At 38.5% G+C, this 24,198-nt stretch carries 20 protein-coding genes and 2 tRNA genes; 18 read left to right on the top strand and 4 right to left on the bottom strand.

The features are described from left to right. Positions 1–103: 103 nt before the first annotated feature. Together ASG31_RS05985 and ASG31_RS05980 are read right to left on the bottom strand one after the other, a co-directional pair. A tRNA-Arg gene (locus ASG31_RS05985) sits at positions 104–177 on the bottom strand. Between the two features lie 33 nt (positions 178–210). Continuing rightward, positions 211–285: transfer RNA gene (locus ASG31_RS05980), tRNA-Pro, on the bottom strand. A gap of 405 nt (positions 286–690) precedes the next feature. On the opposite strand from ASG31_RS05980, the gene ASG31_RS05975 reads away from it, so the two are divergent. The 18 genes from ASG31_RS05975 to ASG31_RS05890 are packed head-to-tail and all read left to right on the top strand — an operon-like array spanning position 691 to position 23,201. Next, a complete protein-coding gene (locus ASG31_RS05975; protein WP_056029210.1) occupies positions 691–1,350 on the top strand; it encodes a DUF4255 domain-containing protein in 660 nt (219 codons plus the stop codon). 25 nt (positions 1,351–1,375) lie between these two features. Beyond that, the gene (locus tag ASG31_RS05970; protein WP_056029207.1) at positions 1,376–3,304 is read left to right on the top strand and encodes a phage tail sheath family protein; all 1,929 of its coding nucleotides are present in this window, start codon (positions 1,376–1,378) and stop codon (positions 3,302–3,304) included. A 28-nt stretch (positions 3,305–3,332) separates the two neighbouring features. Then, entirely contained in the window at positions 3,333–3,770 is a 438-nt protein-coding gene (locus tag ASG31_RS05965; protein ID WP_056029202.1) for a phage tail protein, read from the top strand. A 9-nt stretch (positions 3,771–3,779) separates the two neighbouring features. Then, the gene (locus tag ASG31_RS05960; protein ID WP_056029199.1) at positions 3,780–4,238 is read left to right on the top strand and encodes a phage tail protein; all 459 of its coding nucleotides are present in this window, start codon (positions 3,780–3,782) and stop codon (positions 4,236–4,238) included. A 4-nt stretch (positions 4,239–4,242) separates the two neighbouring features. Then, a complete protein-coding gene (locus ASG31_RS19170; protein ID WP_056029196.1) occupies positions 4,243–4,422 on the top strand; it encodes a DUF5908 family protein in 180 nt (59 codons plus the stop codon). After that, entirely contained in the window at positions 4,419–5,189 is a 771-nt protein-coding gene (locus tag ASG31_RS05950) for a hypothetical protein (RefSeq protein ID WP_056029194.1), read from the top strand. Before ASG31_RS19170 ends, ASG31_RS05950 begins: the two co-directional genes overlap by 4 nt. An 11-nt stretch (positions 5,190–5,200) precedes the next feature. Continuing rightward, positions 5,201–6,880 carry a phage baseplate assembly protein V gene (locus tag ASG31_RS05945; RefSeq protein WP_056029189.1) on the top strand — a complete coding sequence of 560 codons (1,680 nt, stop codon included), beginning with the start codon at positions 5,201–5,203 and terminating at the stop codon, positions 6,878–6,880. A 1-nt stretch (position 6,881) separates the two neighbouring features. Then, positions 6,882–7,172, top strand: a complete 291-nt coding sequence (locus ASG31_RS05940) for a PAAR domain-containing protein (RefSeq protein WP_056029186.1) — start codon at positions 6,882–6,884, stop codon at positions 7,170–7,172. A gap of 41 nt (positions 7,173–7,213) precedes the next feature. After that, positions 7,214–7,627, top strand: a complete 414-nt coding sequence (locus ASG31_RS05935; RefSeq protein ID WP_056029181.1) for a GPW/gp25 family protein — start codon at positions 7,214–7,216, stop codon at positions 7,625–7,627. 5 nt (positions 7,628–7,632) lie between these two features. Further along, positions 7,633–10,764 carry a baseplate J/gp47 family protein gene (locus ASG31_RS05930; RefSeq protein ID WP_117585821.1) on the top strand — a complete coding sequence of 1,044 codons (3,132 nt, stop codon included), beginning with the start codon at positions 7,633–7,635 and terminating at the stop codon, positions 10,762–10,764. Positions 10,765–10,774: 10 nt separating this feature from the next. Continuing rightward, positions 10,775–13,783: a hypothetical protein gene (locus tag ASG31_RS05925; protein ID WP_056029175.1), complete on the top strand. Its 3,009-nt coding sequence runs from the start codon at positions 10,775–10,777 to the stop codon at positions 13,781–13,783. A gap of 10 nt (positions 13,784–13,793) precedes the next feature. After that, a complete protein-coding gene (locus ASG31_RS05920) occupies positions 13,794–16,250 on the top strand; it encodes a hypothetical protein (RefSeq protein WP_056029172.1) in 2,457 nt (818 codons plus the stop codon). Positions 16,251–16,268: 18 nt separating this feature from the next. Continuing rightward, the gene (locus ASG31_RS05915; protein WP_056029169.1) at positions 16,269–16,865 is read left to right on the top strand and encodes a hypothetical protein; all 597 of its coding nucleotides are present in this window, start codon (positions 16,269–16,271) and stop codon (positions 16,863–16,865) included. Between the two features lie 3 nt (positions 16,866–16,868). Then, entirely contained in the window at positions 16,869–18,230 is a 1,362-nt protein-coding gene (locus ASG31_RS05910; protein WP_056029166.1) for a contractile injection system tape measure protein, read from the top strand. A gap of 33 nt (positions 18,231–18,263) precedes the next feature. Further along, positions 18,264–19,085 (top strand): peptidoglycan-binding domain-containing protein, encoded by an 822-nt coding sequence (locus tag ASG31_RS05905; protein ID WP_056029163.1) that lies wholly within the window; start codon positions 18,264–18,266, stop codon positions 19,083–19,085. A 15-nt stretch (positions 19,086–19,100) separates the two neighbouring features. Next, positions 19,101–19,772, top strand: coding sequence for a chitosanase (locus ASG31_RS05900; protein WP_056029160.1), 672 nt, complete (start codon positions 19,101–19,103; stop codon positions 19,770–19,772). 38 nt (positions 19,773–19,810) lie between these two features. Then, complete coding sequence (locus tag ASG31_RS05895; RefSeq protein WP_056029157.1) at positions 19,811–21,949, top strand: DUF4157 domain-containing protein; 2,139 nt, start codon at positions 19,811–19,813, stop codon at positions 21,947–21,949. Continuing rightward, the gene (locus tag ASG31_RS05890) at positions 21,933–23,201 is read left to right on the top strand and encodes an ATP-binding protein (RefSeq protein WP_056029154.1); all 1,269 of its coding nucleotides are present in this window, start codon (positions 21,933–21,935) and stop codon (positions 23,199–23,201) included. The genes ASG31_RS05895 and ASG31_RS05890 overlap by 17 nt, the downstream gene beginning before the upstream one ends. 121 nt (positions 23,202–23,322) lie before the next feature. On the opposite strand, the gene ASG31_RS18860 is transcribed toward ASG31_RS05890, so the two are convergent. Further along, entirely contained in the window at positions 23,323–23,460 is a 138-nt protein-coding gene (locus tag ASG31_RS18860) for a hypothetical protein (protein WP_262483840.1), read from the bottom strand. A gap of 159 nt (positions 23,461–23,619) precedes the next feature. Continuing rightward, on the bottom strand, positions 23,620–24,174 hold the full coding sequence (locus tag ASG31_RS05885; protein ID WP_056029150.1) for a sugar transferase: 555 nt from the start codon (positions 24,172–24,174) through the stop codon (positions 23,620–23,622). Between the last annotated feature and the right edge of the window lie 24 nt (positions 24,175–24,198).

Genomic DNA, 24,198 nt, shown 5'->3' with positions numbered 1-24,198 from the left:
GCTTAAAATTCATAAACAACTGTCTGATTATCAGATATAAATATACGAAATCCTGCAATAATTACCAAAAAAACCGCCTCAGTTGTGAGACGGATTCTTTTTGTGAGCGCGTCAGGATTCGAACCTGAGACCGTCTGCTTAGAAGGCAGATGCTCTATCCAGCTGAGCTACGCACCCATTTGTAATTTTTTCGAAAATTATCTAAAACTGTCGGGGCGGCAGGATTCGAACCTGCGACCTCCTGGTCCCAAACCAGGCGCGATGACCGGACTACGCTACGCCCCGATTGTGGCCATCTAAAACAAATATTATCTTGTTTTTTGTGGGTGCAAAGATATATAAAATTTTCATATTTAAAAATAAATTGACAATTAATTTCAAATTAATTTTTCGAAGGGCAAATTAAGATCTCCTTTTTTTAAAAACAGCATCGCGGCTTCGTTAATTGCACTGATAGCAGCATATCTTTAAAAATAATTTACTAATAATAGGTTATGTAAAAATAATTTTAAACATATTTTTAAAATTTATGAAAAATATTTTATCCATGAAAACTCTTTAGCAGAGCGTGTTTTCTTTCTGTTTTTAATTTCACACTTCAGAGACCGTAAAAATACGGTAGCGGAAATAGTGATTTTACGGATGGTATGTATCGGAAAATGAGTAACTTTACTTTAATAAAACAACACCATGAATCTCCGGAAATTGATTGAATTGCTATGCAGATTAGTAGATCCTGTCGGCACTATGATTGAAACTGTAAATATTTCAACCATAAACGACGGAGATGAATTTTTTGATACCAGTTCTCCAATCATTCTTTCCATTGTAAATATTGAAGAAGACCGGACGATGAAAAATCAGACGGTGTACTTTAAAAATAACGAAAATCAGGATCAGATTTCAAGATATAAAAACCCCACACAGTATTTCGTACTGTCCTTACTGTTTGCTTCCTACAATAAAGCAATGAATAAATATCTGGATGGAATTGACAAACTCAATCATATTTTAGTATTCTTTCAGCAGCACAATTCTTTTTTTTATAAGGATGACCATTCAGAACTGATTACTTTAGAAAATTTTCATCAGAAAACCGAAAGCGAGAAGCAAAATTATAAAAGAGTCACGATGGAAATTGTAAGCCTGGGTACAGAACAACTAAATCAGATGTGGTCTTATCTTGGGTCTAAATACATGCCGTCGGTTCTTTACAAAATGAGACTTTGCGAAATACAGGAATCTCAGGTCTCCGAAGAAGGCATCATAACAAAAGTACGGCTGCATCTTTGGGAAAACAATAAAAATAATCCTGCCGGCGAAATCGAGTCGGGAGAATTTCAGGGATAAAATAAAACTAATACAATAATCTACCATGAATCTTAGCTCTATCAAAACACCGGGAGTATACATCAATGAGATTGATGCGTTCCCACCTTCGGTAGCTCAGGTAGCTACAGCAGTACCCGCCTTTTTAGGATATACAGAAAGAGGTCCTGCAGTTCCCACGAGAATTCAGTCCTTTATGGAATTTGAACAGATTTTTGGAGGCCCGCCGGCTCCTAAAAGCATCAGTGTTGTTTTGGATACTAACGGAATGCCTTCAGACCAGTCAACTGCGCTGGAGAGTAAGTTTCAGCTGTACAACAGTCTGATGCTTTTCTACGCCAACGGTGGCGGAATCTGCTATATCGTTTCTGTTGGGAAGTACAACAATGGTTCTGCGGTGAGCACGATTTCTGAAAGCGACTTTTACGGCAATTCTCCCAAAAAGGGAATTCAGCTGCTGGAAAATGTGGATGAACCCACCCTGATTTTATTTCCTGATGCTGTAAATGTAGAAAGTACAAATCCTAAACTGAGCCTGGGAAATATTCAGAAACAGGCATTGATGCAATGCGAAAGACTGATGGATCGATTTGTAATTCTTGATGTCATTCAAAAAGACGGGATGACAGCGGATTTGGCTGATTTCAGAGACGCAGTGGGCAATGCTTCACTTAAATACGGAGCAGCTTATTATCCCAATTTAATTTCAAACGTCCCGAAAAGTTTCAGATTTTCAGACATACAGGGCAATGGTGTCGATTTTAAGATGCTCTACCCCGGTTCGCTCAGCAGTATTAATAATTTTGAAGATTTAAAAACGGATGTTACCAACCTTGAAAATGCGTGGGAAGCTTTAAATACAGCTAAAACCAAACCCGCAACAGCGGTAGCTAACGAGGCAGACGTCAACAGCTACGTTTCAAAATGCTGGAGTCTTCTTGGTCTCCTGAAAAACTCTTCCCTTCTTACGAATTCAGATTTTGAAAGCTATATTTCAGACAGTATCAAAATCAGTCTTCGGCCTTTATCTCAAAATCTTGTTGACTTTGAAGCAAAATATGAAACATTAGATGGTGTTACTTACGCTCCTGTGATGGATACAGCGCTGGATGATACTTTTCTGGATGCAGACTGGAAAAAACCTCCCGCAACGCATTTTACCCCATCGGCAGTGAATATCTATGCGAAAAAACTGACATCAAATCCTGACGGAGCAGACGATGCTGCCCATTATGGAAAGATTGGCAGCGAGCTGGACAAACTTCACACAATGATTGTAAACACCTTAAATTCGCTGCTTCAGAAGTCATCTGATTACGAATCTAAAATTGAAAATGATCTGATATCTCAGCTTCCTCTTTATTCATCGGTGGTTACTAAACTGAATCAATCAATGAATACAATTCCGCCTTCTGGTGCTGTGGCGGGAGTTTATGCTCTTACTGATGCTTCACGGGGTGTCTGGAAGTCACCAGCTAACGTAAGTCTGAACGGAATTGTAGGTTTGGCAGACGATATCAACGATGCAGAGCAGGAAGATATGAACATTCACGAAACCGGAAAATCTGTAAATGCCATCCGGAAATTTTCAGGAAGAGGATTTTTGGTGTGGGGCGGAAGAACTCTTGCAGGGAACAGTAATGACTGGCGTTATATTAATGTCAGAAGACTGGCAATTATGATTGAAGAATCTGTGAAAAAAGCCTGTATGCAGTTTGTTTTTGAGCCCAATGTCGCACAGACCTGGGTGAATGTAAAAGGAATGATTGATAACTATCTCACAACATTATGGAACGACGGTGCTTTTGCGGGAAGTAAACCGGAGCATGCATTTTTCGTATCTGTAGGTTTAAATCAGACGATGTCTGCTCAGGATATTCTGGAAGGAAGAATGATCGTAAAAATCGGCTATGCGCCTTCAAGACCCGCAGAATTTATCATTCTGGAGTTTAAACAAATGCAGCAAAAATCATAAAAACTAATAACTATTTAAAACCAAAGCTATGGCAAACAGAGATTTTCCGCTTCCCAAATTTCATTTCAGTGTAGACTGGGGCGGGAGCAAAATAGCATTTACAGAAGTTTCAGGTATTAACAAAGAAATGGACGTTATTGAACACCGTGTAGGTTCAAGCCCGGAATTTTTTAAAAAGAAAATGCCCGGATTACAGAAGCTCAGCAACATTACCCTCAAAAGAGGCGTTTTTGCAGGCGATAATGAGTTTTATGAGTGGTACAATACCGTTGCACTCAATACTGTGGAAAGAAGGTCGATCACCATTTCACTTTTGGATGAAAATCATGAGCCTAAAGTAGTTTGGTTTGTAAAAGACTGTTTCATTGTTTCACTGAAATGTACAGATATGAAAGCCGATGCCAACGAAGCCGCAATTGATACAGTGGAAATTGCCAATCACGGTTTTAGAGTGGAATACATTTAATATTCTGCCATGCCTGATAACAGTTTTATATTAGGTTTTCATTTTTCGGTGGTATTTGAGCTGGTTCCGCATTTTTTAGCAGATACAAGATTTCAGTCGGTTTCCGGGCTGAAAGTGACGATGGATACAGAATCGGTAATCGAAGGTGGCCAAAATAGATTTAAACACAGTCTTCCCACAAGATCCGGATATCAGGATCTGATTCTGAAAAGAGGCTTAGGCACAGATATATCCGGTATTTCGATGTGGTGTGCACAGGCGCTGGAAGATTTCGTATTTTCACCCGCCAACCTTACAGTCTCGCTGCTCAACGAAAAAGGGAATCCCGTAAAAGTGTGGTATGTCTCGCATGCCATCCCGCTGAGCTATGAAATTGCAGACTTCAACGCTGAAGAAAGCAAAATTGTGATTGAAACGATGACTTTACGATACAATTTTTTTAAAGAAATCCCTATTCTGGGGTTGTAGCATTATGCCGATTGAAATTAAAGAGCTGAAAATAAAAATAAATATCAGCGACCCTCAAAACAGCAAAAATTATAATCAGCTTCCTAAAATAAATTCAACTGAGTTTAAGGAGATGAAACAGGAAATTGTAAACGAATGCATCCAGAAAGTACTCGAAAAAATTAAAGAAAATTCACAGCGATGATCTCAGGTCTATTAGGAATTACCGATAAAATGCGGATTGAAGTTTTCCCCACAAAAGAATTTACAGAGCCGCCGCAAAAAACAATTTATGTTCAGGTGAATCCAGAAAAATATTCGCTGAAGCATAATGTAGATTTCTGTGAAGGACAGGCGATTGGGACGTCAGGTTCTGATCTCAGGTTCAATAGAATCGAGGGTGAAGAAGTAAATTTTGAATTTTTATTTGACAGTTCCGGTGTCATTCCTCCCATGAAAATTGTAGACGGAAAGGGCGAAAGAACCTTATCTGATAACCTTTCAGATGCAGAAAATTCTGTAAAACCCACCATGCTCAGTACTCATAGAGAGGTGAAAACAGTAGAAAAGGAAGTGGAAGCTTTCAGGAAACTGCTCATGGGCTACAGCGGGGATACACATCAGACAGCTTTTCTGAGGATTCTCTGGGGCGGCTATAAATTAGACTGCCGTCTGAAAAACATGGAAATAGAATACACGCTGTTCCGAAAAGACGGAAGACCAATCCGCGCAAAAGTGAAATGTGTTTTTAAAGGCACGGTTGATTATAAGACAATGATTGCCCAGGAAAATAAAAGTTCTCCCGATCTCACCCATCAGCGAACTGCCAGGATGAATGACAGCCTCCTGCTGATTGCAGAAGATATCTATCAGAATGACGGCTACTACATTGATGTTGCCAAAAACAACAGGATGCTTACTTTCAGAAAATTAGAAACAGGTCAGCAAATTACATTTCCTCCAATCAAATAATTTTTACAATAATGCCAGATATCAGACCTTTTTATCCCGATGAGACTCTGCTGAAGCTCGAATTTCATCTCGATGGCGAAAACAGCGGCCTGGATCATTTTTTGTCTGAAGGAAAAGTGCATTTCGAGATGAATAAAATTCCTTTTGCAAAATTCACTTTTCTCTGCGCAGAGGAAGATTTCAGAGAAGGAAACAGTTCACCTCTGAGGAGTTTAAACAGAACGGGAAACACTGCTCCCAGATCGCTGGAAGTAAAAATTGCTTCAGAAAATGAAATGAAAACTCTATTTCAGGGAGTCATCAGATCCTTGGATATTCAGCATCAGAACGGTAATGTAGTTGCAAAAATTGAATGTAAAGATATTGCTCAGAACCTGCTGCAGAATTCAAACAGTGAACAAAATGATACCGAAACTTTTGAAGATAAACTGATCAGCTATACATCAAATTTAACTTTAGACCATAGTCTTTCAGGGCAGAGCTGGGGAGCTGAGCACATTACACACAACAGAACCACTTCTCCCTGGGATTATCTCGTCGGTTTTTTAGATTCTGTAGGGATGCCCGTCACGCTCAGAAACGGTGAATTTAGTGCCGTAGACATCAACAGCGGTGAAAAAGACGTTAAATACAGGGCAGAAAACGGAATCAACATCTTCACTTTCAGTGGAAAAACAGATCCTGAAGTGAGGAAATCTTCTGTTACTATTCAGCACTGGGACAGCGATAATCAGGAGGTAAGTGAGATTTCATCAGAGCAGAATGCAGAAGACAATCCGCACACCATCAGAATAAGCGAAACCAATCTCAGACCAGAAACGCTGCAGAGAATTGCAGACGCCGTTCTTGCCAAAAGTCATATCGCCTCTGTAAACGGAAAGGTAAGTACTTTCGGAAATCTTGAAGCTAAAATAGGGAATTACCTGATCTTTAATAAAGTAAATCCGGAAATTGATGGAAAAGAACTGCTCATCACCGGTGAAGAACATATTATAGAAAATGGATGCTGGAAAACCGAATTTACTTTTGGGTTTGAAAACGAAAGATCTTTCACCCAAAATACGACTTCCGGAATAAATAATGTGCAGGCGGAAATGGGTCAGTCTAATTCAATAAACGGAATGCAGATCGGTATTGTGACAGACCTTGAAGATCCCGACGGGCAGTTTAGAATCAAAGTAAGAATTCCTCTGCTTTCGGAAAATGGCGAGGGCGTCTGGGCAAGACTGGCGACACTGAACGCTTCAAAAGATATGGGCAGCATTTTTATTCCGGATGTTGGTGATGAGGTAATTGTGGGATGCATAGGCAATAATCCGGATACGCCGGTGATTTTGGGAAGTCTTTTCAGCAGCAGTAAACCGATGCCTGAAAGTATCACTCAAAATAATCTTATAAAAGGCTTCACCACGAAAGAAGGAATGAAAATAAGACTGGATGATGATAAAAAAAGCATTGAAATATCCACAGAAAACGGAAATACAATCACGGTAAGTGAAGATCTTAAAGGAATTTCTCTACAGGACGAAAACAATAATAAAATTGTGATGGACAGCCAGGGAATTACCATAGAAAGCAGCAAAGATCTGAATCTGAAAGCCACTGGAAACATCAAAATCAACAGTGTTCAGATGGAAGCCAGTGCTTCAGCAGTGTTGAATTTAAAAGGTTCAATCATAAATATTAATTAATATGGGAATAGCAGCGAGAGTAAGCGATATGCATACATGCCCTATGGTAAACGGAACTGTTCCTCACGTGGGTGGTCCCATACTTCCGGGAGGAAATGCCAGTGTTTTAATTGGAGGAATGCCTGCCGCAGTGGTGGGAGACAGCTGTGTATGCACAGGTCCGCCAGACAGCATTGTGAAAGGTTCTTCAACGGTGATGATTGGAGGAAAACCTGCTGTAAGAGCAGGAGACAGCACGGCTCACGGAGGCGTTGTGATTGCAGGATGCCCAACGGTAAATATCGGGGGATAAAACAATCAGAAAACCAGTACTTTATACAAAAAACTATAATCATGAAACCAAAAACTTTCCTGGGAACGGGCTGGGCATTTCCGCCCACTTTCAGCAAAATTCAGGCTGCGGTAAAAACTGTTTCAGACGAAGAAGATGTGTATCAGAGTCTGCAGATTCTTCTTTCTACTCAATTGAAAGAGAGAGTGATGCGTTCTGATTTTGGCTGTGATCTCACTTCAATGCTTTACGACAATATTACCATTACTCTTCTTACCAAAATTAAAGGAATCATCACCAGTGCTGTTCTAAAATACGAACCGCGCGTTGATTTACTTGACGTAGATTTTTTTAATGAAAATAATCCGGACGGAATGATCAACATCGAAATTACATACAGAATCCGGGCAACAAACTCCCGGAAAAACTTTGTATTCCCTTACTACATCAAAGAAGGCACTTTCGTAAAACCTTAAACATTATGGAAAACTGTTTATCTTCAATGTCTATTCATCAAAGCAACGGCACCACGCAGCGTGAAAGGCTTCAGCCTGCGCTTTTGCCTGATTTTTTCCTTGTGGACGAACGTACGGCTGAAGATTACATTCTTTTCGTACAGAAGTTGTCTCAATATGTGAAATATTATGATGAAAATAATACAGAAGACGGCAGCTGGACGGCATTTTTCGAAAGTGAATCTACATCAGTCATCATCAGTATTGCCCACTGGAATATCGATTTCCTTCAGAATAAGTACAGAACCGCAGAAAAAGAAATTGATCTCAGCACAAACCGCGATCATCAGATTCAGATTTTAAAATATTATTTTTTGGAATGTACTGAAAAATTGATCAGTATATCCAAGAAAATTCAGGGTTTAGATGATCAGATAACCGCTAAAGAAAACCTGATAGGAAGTCTTTTAATTGTTGTCAGCCAGCTTCAAAATATAACTGCAGATATCAATATTAAAAGTTCTGAAACCAATTTTGAAATCAGAAATTTTCTGAAAAATCCTTTCTACACCAGAAAGCTTCATCAGTTTTTTGGATTTCTTTCAAGCTGGAAAGAATTTGCAAAGTCTGCCGTAGACCGTCAGTTAAGCAGTTATGACAGCCATCATCCTCATTATGCACTCTTTCTTTCTTTTTTAAAGCTTCTTGATCTCGCAAAAGACCAACTGAATACGTTTACTAAAAAACACCTCGATTTTTATTATAAAGATGTAATTCTAACAGAGCATAAAAGTGCACAGCCAGACATGGTTTATCTGACCATTGAGCCACAAAAAACAGCAACCTTCCTCCTTCCTGCGAATACGCTTTTTCCAGCCGGTAAAAACACAGCCGGTGAAAACAAATATTATGGGTCCATTAATGATCAGGTGATTAATCAGATCAGGCTGCATCAGTTTTCCTCCATGTACGCTGAGAGCGAAAAATTCTATAAGTCTGAAAATCTTATCAAAATCAATGGTACGGGAGAAAGTTTTGATGTTTTCCGTAGAGACAGACAGGCTTGCAGAGAAGATATTTTAATTGCCAGTCCGCTGTTATTTTTACAGAGTGGCACAAGAACGGTCTATCTTCGTTTTAATCATCAGAATTTCAGTCATTCAGATTTTGAATTTTACATCACTGGCGAAGAGAAAATCATCCAGCTCAAAAATACATTTACAGAAAAGAAAACCGGCAGTTCTTCTGATCTTTTTATAAAAATTGAGATTCCGGATACTGAAAAAGCAATTATTCCATTTGATCCTGAAATCCATTCTGAAATAAAAATAAAGACCGTTTTCCCGGTACTTCAAATCATTCCAAAGCATAAAAATAGTATTAACTCTGTGCATGAGATTGATCTTGAAATTCAGGTTGAAAATTTCACTACTTACGAGATTGAATCAGATTTTGGGAGCATCGATCCTGCGAAACCGTTTTATCCTTTCAGTGAATTTCCTAAAAACGGCAATGGCTTTACCTTAAAATCTGGTGAATTCTTTATGAAAAATAATGCGGTAGCGCACTTTGTGGCAGAGACAGATAAAGATATAAATCCGTCGCTTTGGCTTAATGATAAAGTGAAAGTCTATCAGCAGGACAATACCGGTAAAGAAGACCACTCTGAGACTTTTTCTGCAGTCACCAATCATTTTTTGGTGAGCAATTACAGTTTTTCTGAAAACAGCAGTTCTGAAAAGTTGCGGATTGAGCTCTTTCATCCTGATTATTCCGGTGAAAAATATCTGCAGGATTTTGTGGCAGCAAGTAAAATCATAGCAGATGGATCCACAGGTGCGCTTCCGTATAAACCCAGAATCAAAAGTTTTATTTTTAATTATTCTGCCAAAGAAAAAATCAACCTGGCATCAGATTCAGATTTTCAGACAGAAATTTTCATTGGTCAACCATTTGGATATCAGAAAATTGTATCGGGAAATTTAAAATTTTCAAAAGTTGATAACTTTCACGGCTTTATCTATCTTGCGTTCGGAAGTTCTCGTCCAAAGGACAGTCTCAGTTTCTTAATTCAGTTGGAAGAAGGCACCGCAAATCCGCAACTTCCGCCTGCCAAAATCGAATGGGAATTTTTATCTGAAAACAAATGGGAAAAATTTGCTGCAAATTCTTTTGCAGACGAAACGCATTCGATCACACAAAGCGGTATTGCATCGTTTACAGTTCCAGATTTTAATGCAAAAAACACACTTTTAGCCGAAAATTTATTCTGGATCAGAATTTCTGTGTCAGATGTGCGTGCGGTATGTAGATTTTTAGGAATACACCATCAGGCTGTGAAGACAAAACTGATAGATTTTGAAAAAAAAGGAAGCGTTTTCACCGAAATTACTCCCAAAGGAACGATCAGTAAAAGCTATAAAGCCGTTAACGGGATTAAAAAAATAAATCAGCCTTATTCTTCTTTTGGCGGAAGGGTTCAGGAGAAAGATGAAAATCTCTACACCAGAACCAGCGAGCGTCTGAAACATAAAAACAGAGCTGTAACATCATGGGATTATGAGCATATTCTGCTGCAGCATTTCCCGGAAATTTACCGTGTAAAAACACTGACCCATTACCGGTATGATACTGAAATTTCAAGTGTTTCTGCTGGCTTCGTTACCATAATTCCTGTTGCAAAATTATCTTCAAATGAGGTGATCCACTGGCGGCCTCTGCTGAGCCTCAATAAGATGCTCCAGATTAAAGATTTTCTGGCAGAAATCACTTCACCCCATGCAAGAATTATTGTAAAACCTCCCCAGGCTGAAAGGGTTCAACTCAATTTTAAAGTGAAATATCACCAAAACGCAGGTACAGACAGTACGGTTTACAAACAGGAATTGATTAAGACAATCAATGAGTTTCTTTCCCCGTGGGCATTTGATCATCAGGATACGGATTTTGCTCAGAATATAGAATTTTCTTCTTTGATTAAACTTATCGACAATCAGTATTATGTAGAATATCTCACAGATTTTTCTGTAACTCAGTATGTTTTGGATGAAAATTATGAAGTGAAAGGAAATCCGGTAAAAAATGCTGATAAAGTGAGCCCACGAACAGATTTTACCTTATTTATACCCACTGAAAACCATCAAATTCTGGAAATTTAAAACACAGATCATGGAAACAAAACATTTCATCAGCAGAGACCGGCAGCTTCCACCGTCACAGGATTTTCACTTCCTTGTAAAATCCGGGCTGGAATATGTGGAGCGTCTGGGAAGCAAATTCTGGACAGATTACAACGCGCACGATCCCGGTGTAACGATCCTGGAAGTTCTCTGCTATGCCATTACAGAACTGGGATACCGCTCAGATTTTAATATTCAGGATCTGCTCACAGGCCAAAACGGATATATAAATAATAAAACTTTTTTTACAGCAGCTGAAATTTACACCAACGCTGCACTTACGGGTAATGATTACAGAAAGTTACTGATGGATACCGATGGAATCTCCAATGCATGGCTCATTCCGAATAAAAATGAAATAAATTCTGATGGATATTGGCTTCCAAATGATGCTGAAACAAAAATATTCATCAATCGGAAGGATGATATTTTGAGTCTTAAAAACACCGGTTCATCAGGAAAGAAAATTCCTCAACTTCAACTGCGCGGTTTAAACAGGATTAAAATTGAACTGGATGAGCACCCTGATTTTGGAGATCTGAATTCTTTACTGATGAACTTTGCTTTTTGGGGGAAAGATCATTGGGTAACCTGCAAGATTATTCCTCAGTTTACAGACTGGAGCGATCCAAGAGCTGGTTTTTTCACCACAATGAATAAACCCGGAGAAATTTCTGTGAATAATGTGAAAAAAGTGGGCGATACAGTATTCATATTAGTTCACAGATATACAAAACCTGAACAGGAACTTCATTTCAGAATTTTTGCTGATGATCCTTCTGAGACAGATTTAATTTTAAATCACTTTAAAACCGAAAAACCTGTGACTGAATTCATATCTCTTTTTGCAGATAAAAAAATAAAAATTGAGGAGATTTTAGCTCAGGTCAGTTCAAAACTGCACAAAAACAGAGGTCTCGGTGAGGATTATCTATGTGTGGAAATTATCGGAAAAATAAACATCGGAATCTGTGCTGATATTGAGCTCATTCCATCTGCTGATGCGATTGATGCGATGAGTAAAATTCAGATTACCATCGATAATATCATAAATCCAAAAATTAATTTTTATACTTTAAATCAACTGGTGGAAGATGGCATTCACGCGGAAGATATTTTTTCAGGGCCAAAGCTTATGCACGGTTTTCTGAAGGATTCTGAACTTGAAAGGGCTCAGCTGCTGAAAGAAATTCATGCTTCAGACATTATTGCCGTTTTAATGGAAATTCCGGAAGTGCTTTCTGTGAAAAATCTGATGATGACTGCTTACAGTCTTTTAGGGAAACCAATTACTGGCGCAACCAATGAGAAGTGGGTGCTGAAACTGTCTGGTGAAGAAAAACCTGTTTTTGATGTGAAAAGATCCAAACTGCTGCTTTTTCAGAAAAATATACCGTTTTTACTGAATGAAACCCAGCAAATGCTGGCAGATCAAAAGGTAACGCTGAACAAAAGCAGGGTTCAGCACAGAAAACTCAACGGCATTTCTAAGGATTTTGAAATTGGAAGCGGAGAATATTTTGAGGTTAATAAATATTACAGTATTCAGAATGATTTTCCTGCGGCCTATGGTTTGGGAAAAAATAAAATTTCGGATAAAGAAACACCACTCAGAAAAGCTCAGGCAAAGCAGCTCCAGGGTTATCTGTATTTCTATGAGCAGATTTTGTCAGATTTTTTTAATCAGCTTTACAATGCCGGAAGTCTGTTGAATACAGAAACTATTCATCAGACTTATTTTCCGGCTTCGCTCGAGACAGACGACTTTACAGGAAAAGATTTTTACTCAAAGGCAATTTTCAGTTCCGACAGAAAAAAAGTGATTGACTCAAATTTTTCCGGTGCAGCAACAGAAATACTTTACGAAACTGAAACTTCGTTCAGTGACCGCAGAAACAGAGCGCTGGATCACCTTCTGGCAAGATTTGCAGAAAGTTTCAATGAATATGTTTTTACGATGTATCAGATTACACAAAGCACTTCTTCTCACCTGAGTTTTGATTGTAAAGATATTATTTCAGACAAACAGAATTTTCTCGCAGACTATCCGGAGATCAGCAGTAACAGAGGTTTAGGAATAGATTATTGGAATGCCGACAGTGAGAATGATTTCCAGCCTTTTTGGAAAACAGATCATCGGGGAGGTTACGAAAAAAGAGTCGCCAGACTGCTGGGCATTAATCATATCGGATTGCGAAATATTGTAACAGAAGATTCTCAGCAAAAACAATGGACTGTAGAAACAGAAAGCGGAAGTTTCTTGTTTAAAATTGTAAATCCTGCTTCAGACCTTGAAGCAAAATGGAATTGGTCGCAGCTCAACTTTCTGGATCAGAACATCTATAAAACAGATTTTTTTTCAGGAAATTATTACTTATACCTGAAAGACAGAACCCGGAAAATGGCTCGCTTAGAAAAGAAATTTGAAACAGAACAGCAGGCTTACGATTATCTTGTTTTGCTGATTTCAATTTTGAATAATTATTATGAAAATTTTTTCTGTCTGGAGCATATTCTGCTGAGACCTTTCAATGTAGCTTATTTTACAGATGAAGAATTGCTCTCTGTATGCCTTAATGATGGCTGCAGCAGCGAGGCCAACGATGATCCTTATTCATTTAAGACAACGGTGGTGCTTCCCGGCTATCTTTCGAGATTCAGAAATCTTATATTCCGGAAGTTTGCAGAAAAAGTCTTTCGCCAGGAGGCACCGGCTCACATTCTTTTGAAAATTTGCTGGGTAAATCCCGAAGATATGCTGGAATTTCAGAAAACCTACAGAAGCTGGCTGGAAGTCTACAGAGATTACCGAAAAAAATTCTGCAGTCACAAACTGAAACAGGAAGACGAAAAAAACTATGTGAAAAAGCTTGGAGATTTGGTAAAAGCACTGAAAAAACTCAATACCATTTATCCTGAAGGAAATCTGTACGATTGCCATATCAGCGAAACAAAAAACCCGGTCATACTCGGAAGTACATCATTAGGAACCTTATAAAAACACCACCATGAAAGCGTATAATACCTCATCATATCCTGTTTTTGAAGCCGATCAGGTGCTTAGCCAGAAAGATCTCAATCTTGCGGTAAGTCATTTGGAAGAACAGGACAGAATTACAAGAAAAAACCTCACGGGCATCGGTATTTCCTGCGGTCTTGAACTCAATTTTCCTGTAAAAAATCAGGTTAAAATTTCCTGCGGTTCTGCGGTAACATCACTGGGTTTTCAAATCAGCTGGAATGAGAAGCTGCTTACGCATTACAAAGAAACTCAGCTTTCTGACCTTTTTCTGACGCCGGATTACAAAGAGGAAGCCTATCTCGACAATATTTTTAAACACAGTAAAAACTATCATGCTTTAAAAAAGATTTACGAGCTTATGCCCTCCGAAAGTTCTGATGAAGAGAAAATAATAATTCAGAATGATTTTTTTGATGAAAAACTGATTATTCTTTTGCTCGAAATTACTTTGGTTGACGAAAAAAACTGTGTGACTACCAACTGTGACGATAAAGGCAAGAGACTGGAATTTAATCTTCGTCCCATCGCGGTATCTGAATCTGATTTCAGCAGTCAGCTTTTCCCCAGATATCCTTCCTGTAACTTCAGCCCGCTTGTTTTTCCAAGGTATAATGTTCCTTTTAATGATATTCTCAGTCCTGAAAAAGTTCTTGAAAACTTCGTAACACCTTTCAGCACAGCGTTTTTTAAAAATATTTCTGATGCTGTTGCAAAGATTTACAGTGAATACAAAGCAATTACAGGGCAAAGTCTGAATATTTTAAACGACTGTAAATCTGTTTTGGAAAAAAATCTGAAATCTTACAAGGGCACTACCAACGTTCAGTACTTCTGGGATTGGATTTCAGACATCATCTCAGCTTACAGCGAGATTAAAGCTCACAGCAAAAATGATTTTTCTATATGTTGTGCAGATGATGGTTTGTTCCCTTTTCATGTTGTTTTGGGTGGAAATAACGAAGAGTCTTTATCTTACAGAACACCGTTTTTCGCTGCGGGAAATTCTTCACAAAGCATGAAGAGTAAAGAAGAAATCAAAATCCTTTTTGAAAAACTTGCGCACATCATCAGTTCATTTAAAGTTGGGAAAAATCTTCCGGTCAGAATTACACCTTCCCAATTTGGCAGCAGCAAGCTTTCAGAGAAGTCTCTGCCTTATTACTATGACGATATTCTCACCCTCCGTGATCACTGGAATCCCAAACTTACCATGGAAAAGCAAAGTGATTCTGTACTTTCTTATCATTCGCTTCATCACCTGTACACTTCAAAAAATGAAGTGAAAACACCACTTCTGTTTGAGCTTGAAGATTACAGTTTCTTCCGGATTGAAGGTCATATCGGAAAAAATTATCAGGATGCCCTTTCAGAAATTCTAAAAATTCAGCAGACACATCAGCTGCCTTTTAAAGTGATGGCTCTCAATGCTGTACAGTTTGCTGATCTTCCTCTTCATCTTGCAACAGATGACACAGATTGGGGCTATTTGGAGCTTGATTATGATCTGGTACGCAGAAACTGGGAAAACGTAATCGGAAAAATAATAGAATGGCTGGAATTTAATCAGGAAACCATCCGTGGGAACAGGTATATCAAAGATCAGAAATTTTTTGATCAGTATGTTCGGTATTTAAAAAAGGGAAGAAATTTCATGAACGAATCTCTCACTTCTTTTCTCAAAACTTACCATCAGTTTATCCCGGTTTATGAGAAGATTGAAGAACTTTCAGTCACTTTAAGGGAAGCTGTTCTCAATGCACGGAAGGAAGATGTGAGATTTGATGAAGATTTGATTGATCATCTTGATGAGGTGATTATGGTTTGCGAAAAAGGCGAGTTCAGAGCATTATTTCAGGCGACACAGGAAAAATGGAAAGAGCTGGGCAAAAGACTTTCTTTACAGAGATTTATAGAAAAAAATCCCGGGATTGATCATAAAGCGGGAGTTACACGTGGAGGAACTTTTATTTTGGTCTATAAAGAAAATCCCCCTGCCAAAAAAAGATCTTTCAGATTTACAGATTTGAAAAATACTGAGCCTGTACGAGATCGTACAGCTGCCTTGGATGAAGTAACTGTGGTGGGAAATCTACAGTCAAAAGCTACACATGTGAATTACAGTAATTTTATAGAAAATTCTGTGCAGAAAATGCAGAATTACATCACTTACTATCATCCTGAGATTGCTTTAGATCTCAATAAATATCTGACCTATTATTTCAATCCCAATATTCTGCTTCCCGTTCAGGACAGCATTGCAGATAAAACCGTGATCGCAGATTTCTATATTCCATACATCTGCTGTGGTGACGGCGATGCGATCAGTTTTGTACTTGGCAGAGAAAAAGAGCCTGAACCGGAACCTGAACCAGATCCTGAACCAAAAAACGGAGATTTTGATTACCCCGATTTCAACAGTGAAGATTTTAATACCAACCGATAACTCGAAAAGCAAAATACCATGGCAACCAGACAGACCGCAGAAGCAAAAATAGCTGCAATACAAGACAAAGGTAACAATACCGCTCAGGAAGTGCGGGATGTACTTACCGAAATTTTAAATTACACAGAAAATCTGCCTTTTCCGCAGAATCCAGGTGTAGATTTTTTTCATTACTGGACAGATAAAAATCCGGTTTTTGATCAGATGCAAAACGCTTTACATTATTCAATTAAAGGTATCAAAGGGCAGTATCTCAATTTTACCTTCAGGCTGGAAATCAGAAAAACAAATAATAATGCAACGAGCAATATGTCTAACAATGTTTTCATTTTCCCTTTCCAACAGCAGGATTTAAAAATTCTGGAATATTTAAAAACAATTACCACTTTTGATGCACCAAACGTAAGATTTTTTATTCCTTTTACAATTTCCACAGGAGAGACTTTGATCGACTATCCATTAAGTACGAGCATTTTCTTCAGTGAAAAAGGAATTGTTTTCGATTTTAACAACACTTATTACATTAAAAATGGGAGCGAACTGGGAATTGCAACTGGTTTCGCTGTAAGCTCCGTTACCTTTCATTATCCAAATTTCTATTTAGGAAAAGTGTAAAAAATGCATCTCATCCGCCAACATATTTTTGATATCAACTGCTCCTCAGCAAACCTGGGCAAGGAAGTGAGTGCAAATCTGTCTTATGTTTTAGAAAAAGAATTTTATCCCCAGCTGGGAAAAATTTTCGATCAGTATTCAGAAAAAGACCAAATCTGGCTCATTGATCATCTGGAAATAGAAATTTCTGAAATATCCGAAAAAAACTGGAAAGAAGAAACCGTAAAAAAATCTCTTGATCAGATTGAATACTTTTTTAAACTGAACCATCATCATCAAAATTCAACTGCTGAAAATGCTGATGAAAAGTCTGAGTTTACTAAACTGTCTCTTGCCGGTTTTGCCGAAAATTTATTTCTGCAATTTTTAAAAAGTGGCAGAATTTCAGATAATTCTGTTTTTTCAGATGTAAAATCAATAATTGGCCAAATTAAAATTTCTGAAATATTTTATCTGAAAATTATGGAAAGTTTTAAAGATCAGTATAACGCTGTTCTTCGGTGGATTTTTTCTGTGCCTGCAATTTTCAGATACGAAGTTTACAGGTTTTCAGATATGAATAACAGTTTTTCCGGGGCTGAAAACCTTGTGAAAAAACATAATCCGGAAGAGAAAAAGCGCTTTTCAGAATTTCTGATGTTGATGTTGTCAAATGAAATCAGGCAGAATCAGAATGCTTTTGCTTTTACAGCGCTGTCGGCAAAAAAATATTGGGATGTGGGAGAAGAAAAAATTTCAGAATTTTTCGATTCAGATAAAAACCAAAAAAATGAAAAATCAGATTTGTTTAAAAACTGGAAAAACCACATCAATTCTGATGTAAAAGACGACTTTTCAGATGAAACAGCAACCGATATTGCAGATTTTATCTATGTAGAAAATGCGGGACTTACGATTCTTCATCCATTTTTTTTATCACTTTTCGGGCAGCTGAACCTTACTGAAAACAATGTGTGGAAATCTGTAGCAGATGCGCACAGATCTGTGTTGCTGATGCATTTTTTAGTTTACGGTAATGAGTTTTTTGAGGAACATGAGATGACTTTGAATAAACTGCTCTGTGGATTGCCTTCTGATGAGGTCATCAACGTCAATATCACTTTAAATGAAGACGAAAAAGAAGCCTGCGAAGATCTTCTGAAGGCAGCGATACAGCACTGGAGCGTGATGGGGAATTCTTCTACAGACGCGCTTCGGGAAACATTTCTGCAGCGAAAAGGTAAGTTGGAATTTAAGGAGCGCGCATCAGAACTTTACATCGAAGAAAAAGGATTTGATGTTCTTCTCAACAAGATTCCGTGGTCGGTCACTAACGTAAAAACCCCTTGGATGGAGCAGATTATGTTCTGTCACTGGAATAATTAATATTTAAAACTAATAACTCAGAATAAAATTACCATGAAAAAAACTCAGTATTTAAAAGAATTAAGCCTTAGCGCAGCCACTGTGAGAAAAGGTTTGGCAAACAAAAAAGCAGACGTTGAAAAAATACAGTCGTGGCTTTGTCTTCAGGAAAGACAGCATCGCGGAATAGGAACTATGACGGGAATTGACGGAGATTACGGACCCGCCACAGAAGTTGCCGTGAAAAACTATCAGAAATTTTTAGGCTTACCGGCAGACGGAATTGTTACACCTCCCCTGTTTTCAAAATTATGCCTGAATATCAAAAGTTCATTTGAAACAGCCTCAAGAAAAGCAAATTTAAGAGAGACAATTTCAGAGGTTGCCCATCATCATTTAAAAGGATTCCCTTTTGAGCTCGTTATCAAGCAGCAAACCAACTGCGGGCCGTGGGTAAGAAGCTACATGGGCGGTAACGAAGGATCAAACTGGCTTTGGTGTATGGGTTTTGTGCAGGCAATTCTGGATCAGGCAACATCACTGCACGGCAAAAATTTCACAGATATGATGCCCGTAAGTTACAGTTGCGATACTGTGGGCTCTCACGGTATTCAGAAAAATGTATTGATACGAAACGAAAAATTAAGAATAAATTCTGGTCTCGCAAAAAAAGGAGATGTACTTTTGGTAAGGAAATCGCAGTCTGACTGGATACATACCGCAATTATTGTTGATATTATCGGGGATACCTTCATTACCATTGAAGGAAACACAAATAATGACGGATCCAGCAACGGTGATGGCGTTTACAAGAGAGTCAGAAACTTCAGAAAATCACCTCTGGATGTTTTCAGTATAGAAAATTGGGCAAAATAATTAAATTTGAAAATTATGATTACAGCTGCACAGAAAAACAAAATCATTCAAATCATCAATGTATTTGAAACCGGAACCAAAGAAGGCAAATATGATTTGATTGCAACCTACCCGGACGGAAAAAACGGTTCCAGACAAATCACTTACGGACGGAGCCAGACTACAGAACAGGGCAACCTGAAAGCTCTGATTGAAAAATATATTGCCAACAAAGGTGCTTTTGCAGGAGAATTTAAAATTTATCTCCCGAAAATTGGAAAAATACCTTTGGTAGATGACGCTGCGTTTAAAAGTTTGCTCAAAAAAGCAGCGAAACAGGATCCCTTGATGAGGAAATCTCAGGACGACTTTTTTGAGGTGCTGTATTACCAACCGGCTTTCCATTTTTTCGAGAAAAACAAATTCAAGCAGGCATTGAGTCTGCTTGTGATCTATGACAGCTACATTCATTCCGGTAGCGTTCCGGCGTTTATACGGGAAAAATTTGCCGAAAATGTTCCCGTAAATGGAGGCGACGAAAAAAAATGGATTAAAAAATATACAGAAGCGCGGCACGCATGGCTTACAACGCATTCTAAACAGCTTTTGCGGAAAACCAACTACAGAACAAAATGTTTCCTGGATCAGATTGCCAACAGCAATTGGGATTTATCCAAACCAACAAATGCAAACGGAACAACCGTGTAAAATCATATAATCTGTTTTATTTTTTAAAATTAATAACCATGATTTCGGCTCAGAAAATAAGTGAACAGAATTCTAAGAATGTTTCTGCAGGAAAATCAAAACCTTTTTTTCCTGCTGTAATTCAAAAAAAACTGAGTATTGGTTCCTCCCATGATTCTTTTGAGACGGAAGCAGATTCTGTTGCCGAAAAAATAGTAAACACCTCTTCATTCTCGGTTCAAAGATCGTCTCTTTTGCAGCCTGCAGATATGATTGTTAATAATGTAAATGCAGTTCAGAGAAAATGTTCGCATTGTGAAGAGGAAGAGAAGTTGAGAAAAAAATCATCAGGAGGTGCTGCTCAGCCAAATACAAATTTAGCTCCGGCGCACATAGAAAATCAAATCTACAGCTCGCAGGGAAGTGGCCAGACGATGGATAAAGGCACAAAAAACTTTATGGAAACCAGGTTTGGGGTAGATTTTTCTGCTGTGAGAATTCATACAGATTCCCGTGCAGATGCCATGAGTAAAAATCTTAATGCAAGAGCTTTTACGGTAGGAAATAATATTTATTTTAAAAACGGAGAGTACAGTCCTTCCCAAAATTCCGGAAAATTTTTACTCGCACATGAGCTTACCCATACGCTTCAGCAAAGTGGTGGAAAAATTAAAAAACTCGGAGTAAAAAGCACCCATCAGCCCAAAATTCAGAGAGGAATTTTAGACCGAATCGGTGAAATCGCTTCTTCAGTATGGGACAGAACGGGCGGGGCGTTGCTCAGCATCGGCGGCAGGGTTGCAGACTGGGCAGAAGAAAGGGCAGAATCAATAATAAACACGCTCGCTCCCGGATTGCTGAGTTTTTTAAGAACAGATATTGTAAGTCCTGTGCGAGAAATGATTGAACGAGGACTGGACAGAATCACCGGAGGACTTTTCAGCAGGTTGCAGCACGAAGGGCTCTACGGTGTCTTGAATGAATTTGTTGACGGTATTTTTCAAACTTTACAGGGAAGTTCCGGTGCTGCTTGCAATAGTTTTGCTCTGGGAGCAGAAAAAATCGTAAATTTTATTAGACAGTTAAAGGGTAATGCCGTATCCAGATTGAGAACTGCTTTTAATAATATCAACAGAAATTTAGGTTCCATCTGGTCTCATTTTGCCGTTCCCGCTCTTGACGGAATCAGATTGTTTGCCGGCGAGGCCTTCACCTACTTATCTGAAAAAGTAAATCTTGCCTGGGGTCTTATTTCACCTCTCAGAACAGGATTGTCTGCTGCGTGGAACTGGATTTCCCGAACATTCAACATCAGCTGGCAGAGTACAGAATCCATTTGGTTCTGGATAGTTGCCAGAATCACACCTGTCTGGAACAGAATTCTTGCTGCACTTAATCCTGTAAGAATAGCTACTTCGGTAATCGAAAATACAATCCGTATTTTCTCATCATTAAATCCGCTCGAAATACTGGCAAATTCTGCCGCTTCCTTTTATGGAGCACTGCAGTTTGTAACATCTTCCTGGGGCACAAATATTTTGGTTCGGTCAAGAAATATGCTCAATTCAGTCATTTTACAACCAGTCTTAAGAGGAATGCAGGTTTTTAAAAACGTATCTGCATCTGCAATAAGCTGGATGCAGGGAATGCTGGGCACGTTGCAGTCCGCATTTCAGATATTGGTGGGAAGAGTAATTCAGTCGGGAATTTTCAGTGTGTTTACCAATGCAGTTCAGTCTGTATCTACAGCCGTTTTTCAGACCGTTGCCAGAGCAGTTTCGCGTCTTTCAGGACCTAATGTCATTATGGAAAACATTATTCAGAATTTAAATAAGAAGGCTGCCAATTTTAATGAAGCGGTAGACCGGGTGAATACTTTAGCACAGAATCCGTGGATGTTTCCTTTGATTCTTTTATCTCCTTACTGGGCAATATTGCCAGACTGTTTTAAACCCGCTCTCATCAATTTTACAATCCGTACGATGATTGGTGTGGTTTTACAAATCCGCCAGACAGAGTATTCACCAAATGACTGGGCATTGATGAAGCAAAGAATAATCACTTTTCTGCAACATACTCTGGCAGCTTCAGACGAAGAAAAAATTATTGCGGTCAACCGTTTTGCTGTTCTGTTCAGACAGAGAAATTTTAAAGCTATTATGCATCTAACAAATCAGGCTTATGAACCATCTGCTTAGGATTTACATCACGAAACAATTAAAATCTGAATCTACAAAAGACATTTCCTTTGAAGGAACATTTTCGGATATTCTTGGCAGAGAAATTTCTCATGAAGAAGGTTTTATACTGCTGGCAGCACTCACACCGCATGTCTATCCGTCGTTTTTTGATGAAATAATCAGAGAACTGTATCCCGAAGGCGGCGATATGGCTGAATTGGGCGGAACCAGATCAGCAAATAACCGGGGATTTTTTCCTACAGGCGAAACTGTGCAGTATTTCTTAGCTAAAAATTACCTTGAACAACGTTTGAAGATACAGCAGTATTTCAATAATCATCACTGGTTTCATAACGGAAATATTCTTGGGATAGAAGAGGTAAAAGATGGAGAACCTCTGATGGGCGGCAAATTAATAATGTCTAAAGATACTGTTCATCTGCTGTGTTTTGGTGAAAAATTAAAACCTGTTTTTAGCAGCAGTTTTCCGGCAAAGGAAATTAAAACGATGTTGTACTGGAAGGATTTTATAGTGAATGAAAACGTCAGAAGGCAGTTAAATTATATCAAACTTTGGGTAAAACATCAGCAAACGCTTATGAATGAATGGGGCATGAAGAGACAGTCGCTGCCTGGTTTCAGAACGCTTTTTTACGGACCTTCAGGAACAGGAAAAACTCTTGCGGCAACACTTTTAGCAAAAGATTTAGGAAGGCCTGTTTACAGAATTGATTTGTCGCAGGTAGTCTCAAAATACATCGGGGAAACCGAGAAAAATCTTGACATAATTTTTGCCAAGGCCGAAAATAAAAACTGGATTCTTCTTTTTGACGAGGCCGATGCGCTGTTTGGGAAACGTACATCTGCCAAATCTTCCAATGACCGGTATGCCAATCAGGAAGTGAGTTATCTTTTACAGAGAGTTGAACAGTTTAATGGATTGGTGATCCTGACAACCAATTTTAAAAATAATATTGACGAAGCTTTTTTAAGAAGATTTAATTCTGTAATTAAATTTCAAAAACCTACGCAGGACGAGCGTCTGAAACTGTGGCAAAATGCAGTTCCCCAAAAAGTTTCGGTTCAGCCGGAACTTTTACGTCATATTGCAAAAAATTATGAGCTTACCGGTGCCCAGATTGCATCCGCGGTTCTTCACGCATCACTTTTAGCAATTGAAGAAAAGAAGGATACCTTGTCAAAAGAAAATCTCCTGGCAGGAATCAGGGATGAGTTTGAAAAAGAGGAGAGGCAGTTTAACGGTTTTTAGTTATTTAGATTAGGAGGGTGATCTATACAGACATCTCAATCATTTTTTTTATTTTCATTTTACTTTTCCAGGATTTAATTTCCAGCTCTTTATTGTAAGCTTAATTTTTATCCTGAACTTTTTATATGTATACAACAATCCAATCTTTTGCTATTGCTGTAAATCCTTTGTGATCCGACAGGTGTTTTCTTAATCTTTCATCCATCGGCTCGCAAGAATGACCCACATAATATCTGCCTAAAAAATCTAGGTATAAAATATAACAGAAACATATAAAACAGACTTATGTAAAATAATTCACAATTTTAATTTGGTAGTTTTCATAGGCTTTTGCAGTACACAGATTGTACAAAACAAATAGATCTTTCTGTTGATAAAAACTTCGGGAACTAAACTGTGGAGTGAAAATCGTAGAGCTTCACTTCTTAACAATTCTGTCGCCCTGCCCTTTACCTCCTACAGTAGCGAAAATATATTTAAAATAGTTTGGGAGACTGAAATTTCTGATCATTTCCGCATCTGAAACTGCCAGCTCATAAGGTCTGGACATATCTATACCCTGAATCTGAGACAGGCCTGTGATACCCGGTGTTACATTATGTACCCCTAATTTATCGCGTTCAAGAATTACCTCATCCTGGCTGAACAAGCTCGGTCTTGGCCCCACAATACTCATACTCCCCATCAGAACGTTGATCAGTTGCGGCAGTTCATCCATTTTTGAGTTTCTCAGAAAGACTCCGAGCTTTGTAACTGAGGCCTTATCGGTAAGGTGTGTGGCTACAGATTTTGTATTCACATTCATTGTTCTGAACTTAATCAGTTTAAAGGGTTTTTTGTGTTTCCCTACTCTTTCCTGTATGAAGACAGGTGATCCCGTATCAAAAAGGCACAATATAAATATCACGCAGAATACTGGCCAAAGAAAAATGATACCAAAAAATGCGAATAGGAAATCGACTGCACGAATCATAATTTTTTTTAATTGAATTGGTTT

It is taken from the genome of Chryseobacterium sp. Leaf404 (assembly GCF_001424145.1).
Classification (GTDB): domain Bacteria; phylum Bacteroidota; class Bacteroidia; order Flavobacteriales; family Weeksellaceae; genus Chryseobacterium.
Note: the sequence above shows the minus strand (reverse complement) of the source record. Positions and strands in the feature narration are given on the sequence as shown.

Excerpts from the sequence above, each read along its gene's own strand:
- ASG31_RS05950 (WP_056029194.1), top strand. The coding sequence starts at position 4,419 with ATGATCTCAGGTCTATTAGGAATTACCGATAAAATGCGGATTGAAGTT.
- ASG31_RS05975 (WP_056029210.1), top strand. The coding sequence starts at position 691 with ATGAATCTCCGGAAATTGATTGAATTGCTATGCAGATTAGTAGATCCT.
- ASG31_RS05900 (WP_056029160.1), top strand. The coding sequence starts at position 19,101 with ATGATTACAGCTGCACAGAAAAACAAAATCATTCAAATCATCAATGTA.
- ASG31_RS05920 (WP_056029172.1), top strand. The coding sequence starts at position 13,794 with ATGAAAGCGTATAATACCTCATCATATCCTGTTTTTGAAGCCGATCAG.
- ASG31_RS05925 (WP_056029175.1), top strand. The coding sequence starts at position 10,775 with ATGGAAACAAAACATTTCATCAGCAGAGACCGGCAGCTTCCACCGTCA.
- ASG31_RS05885 (WP_056029150.1), bottom strand. The coding sequence starts at position 24,174 with ATGATTCGTGCAGTCGATTTCCTATTCGCATTTTTTGGTATCATTTTT.
- ASG31_RS05965 (WP_056029202.1), top strand. The coding sequence starts at position 3,333 with ATGGCAAACAGAGATTTTCCGCTTCCCAAATTTCATTTCAGTGTAGAC.
- ASG31_RS05940 (WP_056029186.1), top strand. The coding sequence starts at position 6,882 with ATGGGAATAGCAGCGAGAGTAAGCGATATGCATACATGCCCTATGGTA.
- ASG31_RS19170 (WP_056029196.1), top strand. The coding sequence starts at position 4,243 with ATGCCGATTGAAATTAAAGAGCTGAAAATAAAAATAAATATCAGCGAC.
- ASG31_RS05935 (WP_056029181.1), top strand. The coding sequence starts at position 7,214 with ATGAAACCAAAAACTTTCCTGGGAACGGGCTGGGCATTTCCGCCCACT.
- ASG31_RS05890 (WP_056029154.1), top strand. The coding sequence starts at position 21,933 with ATGAACCATCTGCTTAGGATTTACATCACGAAACAATTAAAATCTGAA.
- ASG31_RS05970 (WP_056029207.1), top strand. The coding sequence starts at position 1,376 with ATGAATCTTAGCTCTATCAAAACACCGGGAGTATACATCAATGAGATT.
- ASG31_RS05905 (WP_056029163.1), top strand. The coding sequence starts at position 18,264 with ATGAAAAAAACTCAGTATTTAAAAGAATTAAGCCTTAGCGCAGCCACT.
- ASG31_RS05895 (WP_056029157.1), top strand. The coding sequence starts at position 19,811 with ATGATTTCGGCTCAGAAAATAAGTGAACAGAATTCTAAGAATGTTTCT.
- ASG31_RS05915 (WP_056029169.1), top strand. The coding sequence starts at position 16,269 with ATGGCAACCAGACAGACCGCAGAAGCAAAAATAGCTGCAATACAAGAC.
- ASG31_RS05930 (WP_117585821.1), top strand. The coding sequence starts at position 7,633 with ATGGAAAACTGTTTATCTTCAATGTCTATTCATCAAAGCAACGGCACC.
- ASG31_RS05910 (WP_056029166.1), top strand. The coding sequence starts at position 16,869 with ATGCATCTCATCCGCCAACATATTTTTGATATCAACTGCTCCTCAGCA.
- ASG31_RS05945 (WP_056029189.1), top strand. The coding sequence starts at position 5,201 with ATGCCAGATATCAGACCTTTTTATCCCGATGAGACTCTGCTGAAGCTC.
- ASG31_RS05960 (WP_056029199.1), top strand. The coding sequence starts at position 3,780 with ATGCCTGATAACAGTTTTATATTAGGTTTTCATTTTTCGGTGGTATTT.